Genomic DNA, 6,336 nt, shown 5'->3' on the forward strand with positions numbered 1-6,336 from the left:
GTCGCAGACCTTCCTGCTCGACATCAATCCCAGGGAACGCCATGGCCAGGCGATGGCCATCTGGTGCGCCGGCATCATGCTGGGTCCGATTCTGGGCCCGACACTCGGTGGCTGGCTGACCGAGAATTTCAACTGGCGTTGGGTGTTCTTCATCAATCTGCCGGTCGGCATCGTCGCCTTTCTCGGTATGGCCGCTTATTTGCCGGCTATCGCGCGGCGCGTGCGCGGCTTCGATTTCTTCGGCTTCGCCATGATATCGCTCGGCGTCGGCGCGCTTCAGCTGCTGCTCGACCGCGGCGGCGAGGTCGACTGGTTTTCCTCGGTGGAGATCTGGATCGAACTTGGTCTTTCGCTCACCGGCTTCTGGGTGTTCATCATTCACACCATGACGGCCGAGCACCCCTTCATCGATCCCAAGATCTTCCTCGACCGCAATTTCGTGACCGGGCTGGCATTCATCTTCGTCATGGGTGTGCTCATCCTGGCGAGCATGTCGCTGCTGCCGCCGATGCTGTCGACCATCTTCGGCTATCCGACCGTCACCATCGGCATCGTCATGGGGCCACGCGGCGTCGGCACCATGATCTCGATGCTCGTCGTCGGGCGGCTCATGAGCAGGATTGACGCCAGGATCCTCGTCGTCATCGGCTTCCTGCTGACCGCGCAGTCGCTCTACACCATGTCCAGCTTCACCCCGCAGATGGACAATTGGCTGATCATCAGCTCCGGCGTCATCCAGGGCCTGGGCATGGGGATGGTGTTCGTGCCGTTGTCGACCGTCGCCTTCGCCACGCTTGACGTGCGCTTCCGCACCGATGCCACGGCTCTGTTCAGCCTGGTGCGCAATCTTGGCTCGTCGATCGGCGTGTCGGTCGTGACGGTGTTGATGGTGCGCAACACGCAGATCAACCATGCCGAGCTTTCGGCCTTCATCAATCCGTTCAACCCCAATCTGTGGGCTGTTTCGCCGGCGGCCGCAGGCGGCGATCCAACGGCGCTCTCGCAGGTCGATCGCATGGTCAATCTCCAGGCCATGATGATCTCCTACGTCAACGACTTCAAAATACTCATGGTGATGACACTGCTTGCCATCCCGTTTGTTTTCCTGCTGCGCAAGCCGAAGCAGGCACCAGCCGGCGGCGCGCCGGCGGCGCATATGGACTAGCTTTCCATCAAATCGTCTTGGGTGTGGCGCACCGAACCGGCACGTTTTCCTATTTTCCGAGCACGAGGCTCCAGTAACGGAGCTTGCTGTCGCTGCCGTCGCGCACATAGGCAAGGCCGAAGCGTGTGAAGCGCGGGTCGAGCATGTTGCGGCGATGGCCTGGTGAATGCACCCAGATGTCGAACAGCTTCTCGAGGTCGAAACGACCCTCGGCGATGTTCTCCGCCGCGGCACCGGAAATTCGATTGTCCCTGACGCGCGAGGCGAAATCCTTGCCCCAGCCGGTGGTGTGGCTCATGCGGCGGCGCTGCGCCATATAGCCTGCCTGCTGCAGGGCGGCCTGTTCGAGCTGCCGGTCGGGGACCAGCGGCGCGAGCCCGGCCGAGGCGCGGATGCTGGCCAGCGTGCTGGTGGCGGAGGAGGAGACCCCGGCGCCTTCACCGGTTGGCAGTGAAACGGTGCTGCAGGCGGCGAGCCCCGCCAGGGCTGCGAGGCCGGTCAGCACCATGCGCCTGTTCAGCTTCGGGATCGGGTGGGTTTCGATTTTCGCTATGGTCATGCCCCTGAGATAATGGCGATCATGGCTTTTGCCGGGCAGGGCGGCGAAAATCGGAGAGGGGGCGACAGACTGACGCTGGCCGGTACAACGCTGATCGGCGTGGCATGCTGGGCGGAGTTTCACCAGGCGATCGACGGCGCTGCCTATCCCAGGCTGGCCGGATTGCGCCTCGCATCGAAACCGATCCGGCCGTGCGTTATCGCCATTTTTCTCAACGCTACCGCTGGCGCCGCCGCACGTCAGGTTGTCTCTCATTTCACCAGAGTGATCATCCGATCGGCATACATTGTGCGATTTCCAAGCGCCGCCGCGCAGTCGGACTTGACGGACGAGTTCCCGGTCATCTGTATCGTATTGCCGACAAGCCTGAGACAGTCGCCCTGGGCGCTCATATCAGAGTTGCCGGCGTAGGAAATGGGCGCGTCCGGCGCGTAGATGAAACCGCTGAGCACGGAATTTGCGCCACCATTCAATGTCAGGGCAGACGTGTTGCCGTGATCCTGGAAAATGGTGATACCAGCATAAGGGCCGCTGGTGGGCGGGGAAAGGTTCACCTTCTCATTGGCATTTATGTAGATCTGAGCGCTTTCCATGAGGAAAATGGTCACGCCCTGGCCAGTCAGGCTGCCGTTTCCCCCTGGCTTTATGGTGGTGCCGCGCATGATGTAGACGCCCGGATTAAGCGTGATGTTCCCCGATAATGTCTTGTCGCAATAAGTGCCGGGCGACAGCGTGTAGGTTTTGCCGTTCGGGACAGGCAAACACAATGTGTAAGGGGGAGGAACGACGTCGGCCAATGGATCAAAGGACGCGTACCTATGTTCGTGCGGCGTTCCGCAGGCGAGACTGGCGCTGGGTGGCAACAGCCCGCTGGTGCCGCCGACGGTTGAGACACAGCCGGCCGAAACCAGTGCGGAACCACCCCTGTTGACGGAATCCGACGCGTCCGAGTTCGCCGCGATCACGCAATTGTCCATCGAGACGTTGGTTGAGCCCTGCAGGTTCACGGCGGCGGACGCATGCGGATCGAGCGCCAGCACGCAGGCCTGTGCGCCAGGTTTTATCTTGACCGAGGCCGAGCGGTAGGCCTGCCAGGGGGCCGAGGCGCTGATGAAGCTTGGGCGGCTTATGCTGGACGACAGCGAGATAAAGTAGGCGCTTGGACTGCCGCTTGCCGTTGCCGCGAAAGCGGAGACGCTGCCCAAATATTCCTGCTGGTCGGCCGCGCTCATATTGGCGGCGAAGAACTGCAGCCCAAGCTGCTGGACATCGCCAGCCGCCATATCGGGAGAGAACTTCGTGCCGATGGCGAGCCCAGCCGCGTCCAGCGAGTTCTGGAGTTGCGAGGCGTCATGGCTCGTGCCGATCAGATCGACGGCGCCGGCCAAACCAATCATTAGTGGCAGCATAGCGACGGCGGTCGTTATGGCAAAGTTGCCGCGCTCCGAAGACCAGAAGGCTTTCAATGCGAACATAGTCCCTCACCGAAACTCGTAAAGCTCAGGTGATACGCCAGGGATCCCTACGAGTAATTTAAGTAAATGCTAAAATGCGTAAATGCTAAAATGCAGCACAATGATTGGCCAAAACGAAGGTCTGCCAAGGTACGCCATATGAGAGGCCATACGGAGAGTTGAACACAACGAGGAGTTGCTCCCCAGGCCATTGACCCGGCGACAATCGCCGCCAACTCTGCTATCATGCTTCTCGATCTTGAAATGGCAGCGCTGGCGGCCATCCAGGCGGTGACCGCCCCGACACACGGGAGGAAGGTTATGGCCGGCTTTCATGTCATGGCGGACGCACGTGGAATGCATGTGCAGCCGGCGGTGCGCCGCATCACCACGTCGGACCTTTGGGATGCGTTGCGTCTCGGGTTCGAGGATTTCTGGGCAAAACCATCGCACTACGTGTTCCTGTGCCTGATCTATCCCATCGTCGGCCTGATCCTGACGCAGTGGACGTCCGGCGCCAATGCCATCCAGCTCATCTATCCCCTGATGTCGGGTTTCGCGCTGGTCGGGCCGTTTGCGGCGCTCGGCCTTTACGAGATCAGCCGCCGGCGCGAGCTCGGCATGAACACCTCCTGGCGGCACGCGTTTGATGTCCGGCGCTCGTCCGCGATCCCGTCGATCGCCGTCATTGGCGTCATGCTGGTGGCGCTGTTCCTGTTGTGGCTCTACACCGCGCAATCGATCTACACTGGCCTGTTCGGAGACCAGCCGCCGGCCTCGATCGGCGGCTTCATCCGCGACGTGCTGACCACCAGTAAGGGCTGGACGCTGATCCTTGCCGGTAATGCCGCGGGCTTAGTCTTTGCCGTAATCGTGCTGGCCACCACTGTGGTTGCCTTCCCGCTGCTGCTCGACCGCGACGTCGGCGCCGTCTCAGCCATCGAGACCTCGGCCCGGGCGGTGATGGCCAACCCGCTGCAAATGGCGCTGTGGGGCTTGCTGGTCGCCGTGCTTCTGGTGATCGGTTCGATCCCGCTGTTTGCCGGGCTCGCCGTCGTCATGCCGGTGCTCGGCCATGCCACCTGGCATCTCTACCGCAAGGTGGTCGAGCCGGAGCGGGCACAGCAGATAAGGCGACCGATGTAGGCTAGCTCTCAGCGCTGCGCGTCGGTCGCCATCTTCAGCGCGAGAGCCGCCAGCACGGTTCCCATCATCCAGCGCTGGATGACCAGCCACAAGGGCCGTCCGGCGAGGAAGGTGGCGATTGAACCGGCCGTCACCGCGATGACGGCATTGACGCTGAGGCTGATCGAGATCTGTGTCGCGCCGAGCACCAGGAGCTGCGACAGGACGTGACCCTTGCCAGGGCTGATGAACTGCGGCAACAGCGACAGATAGAGCACGGCCACCTTCGGATTGAGCAGATTGGTCATCAGGCCCATGGCGAAAAGCTTGCGCGGCCGGTCCCTCGGCAATTCGCGCACTTCGAATGGCGAGCGTCCGCCCGGCTTCACCGCCTGCCAGGCCAGCCACAGGAGATAGAGCACGCCGGCAAAGCGCAGCGCATCATAGGCGTAGGGCACTGCGAGCAGCAGCGCGGTGATGCCGAATGCCGCCGCCAGTACATAGAAGACAAAGCCGAGCGCCACGCCGCCAAGCGAGATGAGCCCCGCCTTCGGCCCCTGCGACAGGGAACGCGAGATCAAATAGATCATGTTGGGGCCAGGCGTCAGCACCATGCCGAGGCAGACCAGCGCGAAGGCGAGATGATTGGCTGTTTCGGGCATCTGTTCTTCCCCAGCGCGCCGCGAATGGACGCGCGATCCGGCAGGCGGCCAAGATGTGCCTGTCCCGGGAGGCGCGCGCAAGTGCATGGCGGCGCCAGCCGTTGTTCCAGCCAGCCCCCGAAGCCTGAGGATCAGCCGACGATGCGCAGGTTCGACAATTCGTTGCCGATTTCCTTGAAATCGTTCGACAAGCTGGCGCCGGTGGCATTCCAGAACAGTTTTGCCGGCTTGCTCGCGTCCGTTGGATCCTTGCGGAAGCGCGAGTTCGACGAGCAGGATCTCAGCGCCTCGATCGCCTGCTGATCGGCGGTTTTGGTCGTCGACAGGTCGAGCGCCACCGTCATCACCATGATATTGGCTGCCTTGGCGTTGTTGCAAAGCGTCGCCATCTGCTCGTTGAGCGCGTTGGTGTAGTTGCCGTTCGAATAGTCGAACTGGCCAATGGCGCTCGATGTGCCCATGAACAGGCGGCCCACCGAAGTGCCGTTGTAGCCTGGGTTGAGATAGCCGAAGGACGCATAGGTCGATTTCGAATCGGCGGGGTCGGAATGGCTGAGCGAGGACGGCGTGTAGTAGGTATTGGCGCCGTCGGTCAGCACGATGACGACCTTGTCGTTGCCTCTCTCGGTTTCCGGGCGGCCTTGCGTGAACGGCTCGCCGCTCGAAACCACCCGCCAACCCCAGGCCATGCCTTCGGGAACATTGGTGCCGCCATCGGGCTTCATCAGGTCGATCGCGGCCTTGATCGCGGTAAGCCCAGTGGTAACGCTGACATCGGTCAGCGGCGTGATCGGGTTGGTGGAGCAGCTGTAGTTCGGCCCGTTGCCGGCGGCCAGCGCCGGCGCATTGATCGGCCTCGGTTGGAAATATTTGGACATGTTGCGCAGCCGGGATTGGCCGGTGCTGCTCGTCGGGTCGTCATTCCACCAGCTGTTGATGGCGCCATAGGTCGTCGGCGCGGCCTCGTCGGGATCCTGGGTGAGCCTCCAATGGTTGCCGGGTTCGTCCGGGGCGAACATCGGCACAAACATCGTCGCCGGATCGCCGACCCCTATGCCGGTGTTCGCCGAGCCGCCGGAAGGCGCCGCGTCGTTGACATTGTAGGGATAAGGCCTGGCCTCGACGCAGCCCTGCCAACTGGCGAACGGGCCATAGGTGTCGATGTAGTCGTATTCGTCGTGGTCGCGTTTGCAGGTGTTGTTCGGGTTGTATTCGTCGCACACCACGCGCTTGCTGTTGACGACACGCTCATGGTTGGTGACGACCTTCATGTCGCGATAGAGCGAAAACCGGGTCAGCATCTGGCCTTCGTCGGTTCCCCATCCGGTGCCGCGCTTGTACCAGATGCCGTTGGTCTGCTGGGCGTATTTG

Annotated in this window: 5 protein-coding genes and 1 pseudogene; 2 read left to right on the top strand and 4 right to left on the bottom strand. The window is 62.1% G+C overall.

From position 1 onward, the window contains the following. Positions 1 to 1,165: DHA2 family efflux MFS transporter permease subunit (locus EN991_RS19170; RefSeq protein WP_127369316.1), on the top strand; the 1,165-nt coding region annotated here is incomplete at its 5' end. A 49-nt stretch (positions 1,166 to 1,214) separates the two neighbouring features. Here the strand turns inward: EN991_RS19170 and EN991_RS19175 are convergent. Beyond that, entirely contained in the window at positions 1,215 to 1,724 is a 510-nt protein-coding gene (locus EN991_RS19175) for a CAP domain-containing protein (RefSeq protein ID WP_032899511.1), read from the bottom strand. Between the two features lie 251 nt (positions 1,725 to 1,975). Beyond that, positions 1,976 to 3,199 (bottom strand): TadE/TadG family type IV pilus assembly protein, encoded by a 1,224-nt coding sequence (locus EN991_RS19180; protein ID WP_127369317.1) that lies wholly within the window; start codon positions 3,197 to 3,199, stop codon positions 1,976 to 1,978. A gap of 300 nt (positions 3,200 to 3,499) precedes the next feature. Between EN991_RS19180 and EN991_RS19185 the strand changes: the two genes are divergently transcribed. Beyond that, complete coding sequence (locus tag EN991_RS19185) at positions 3,500 to 4,324, top strand: DUF2189 domain-containing protein (RefSeq protein ID WP_127369318.1); 825 nt, start codon at positions 3,500 to 3,502, stop codon at positions 4,322 to 4,324. An 8-nt stretch (positions 4,325 to 4,332) separates the two neighbouring features. On the opposite strand, the gene EN991_RS19190 is transcribed toward EN991_RS19185, so the two are convergent. Continuing rightward, a complete protein-coding gene (locus EN991_RS19190) occupies positions 4,333 to 4,965 on the bottom strand; it encodes a LysE family translocator (RefSeq protein ID WP_024504845.1) in 633 nt (210 codons plus the stop codon). A gap of 131 nt (positions 4,966 to 5,096) precedes the next feature. Further along, positions 5,097 to 6,336 (bottom strand): annotated as a pseudogene (locus EN991_RS19195) (hypothetical protein); the annotation flags it as partial.

Source organism: Mesorhizobium sp. M7A.F.Ca.US.005.03.2.1, from assembly GCF_003997795.1.
Classification (GTDB): Bacteria; Pseudomonadota; Alphaproteobacteria; order Rhizobiales; family Rhizobiaceae; genus Mesorhizobium; species Mesorhizobium ciceri.

Excerpts from the sequence above, each read along its gene's own strand:
- EN991_RS19175 (WP_032899511.1), bottom strand. The coding sequence starts at position 1,724 with ATGACCATAGCGAAAATCGAAACCCACCCGATCCCGAAGCTGAACAGG.
- EN991_RS19180 (WP_127369317.1), bottom strand. The coding sequence starts at position 3,199 with ATGTTCGCATTGAAAGCCTTCTGGTCTTCGGAGCGCGGCAACTTTGCC.
- EN991_RS19185 (WP_127369318.1), top strand. The coding sequence starts at position 3,500 with ATGGCCGGCTTTCATGTCATGGCGGACGCACGTGGAATGCATGTGCAG.
- EN991_RS19190 (WP_024504845.1), bottom strand. The coding sequence starts at position 4,965 with ATGCCCGAAACAGCCAATCATCTCGCCTTCGCGCTGGTCTGCCTCGGC.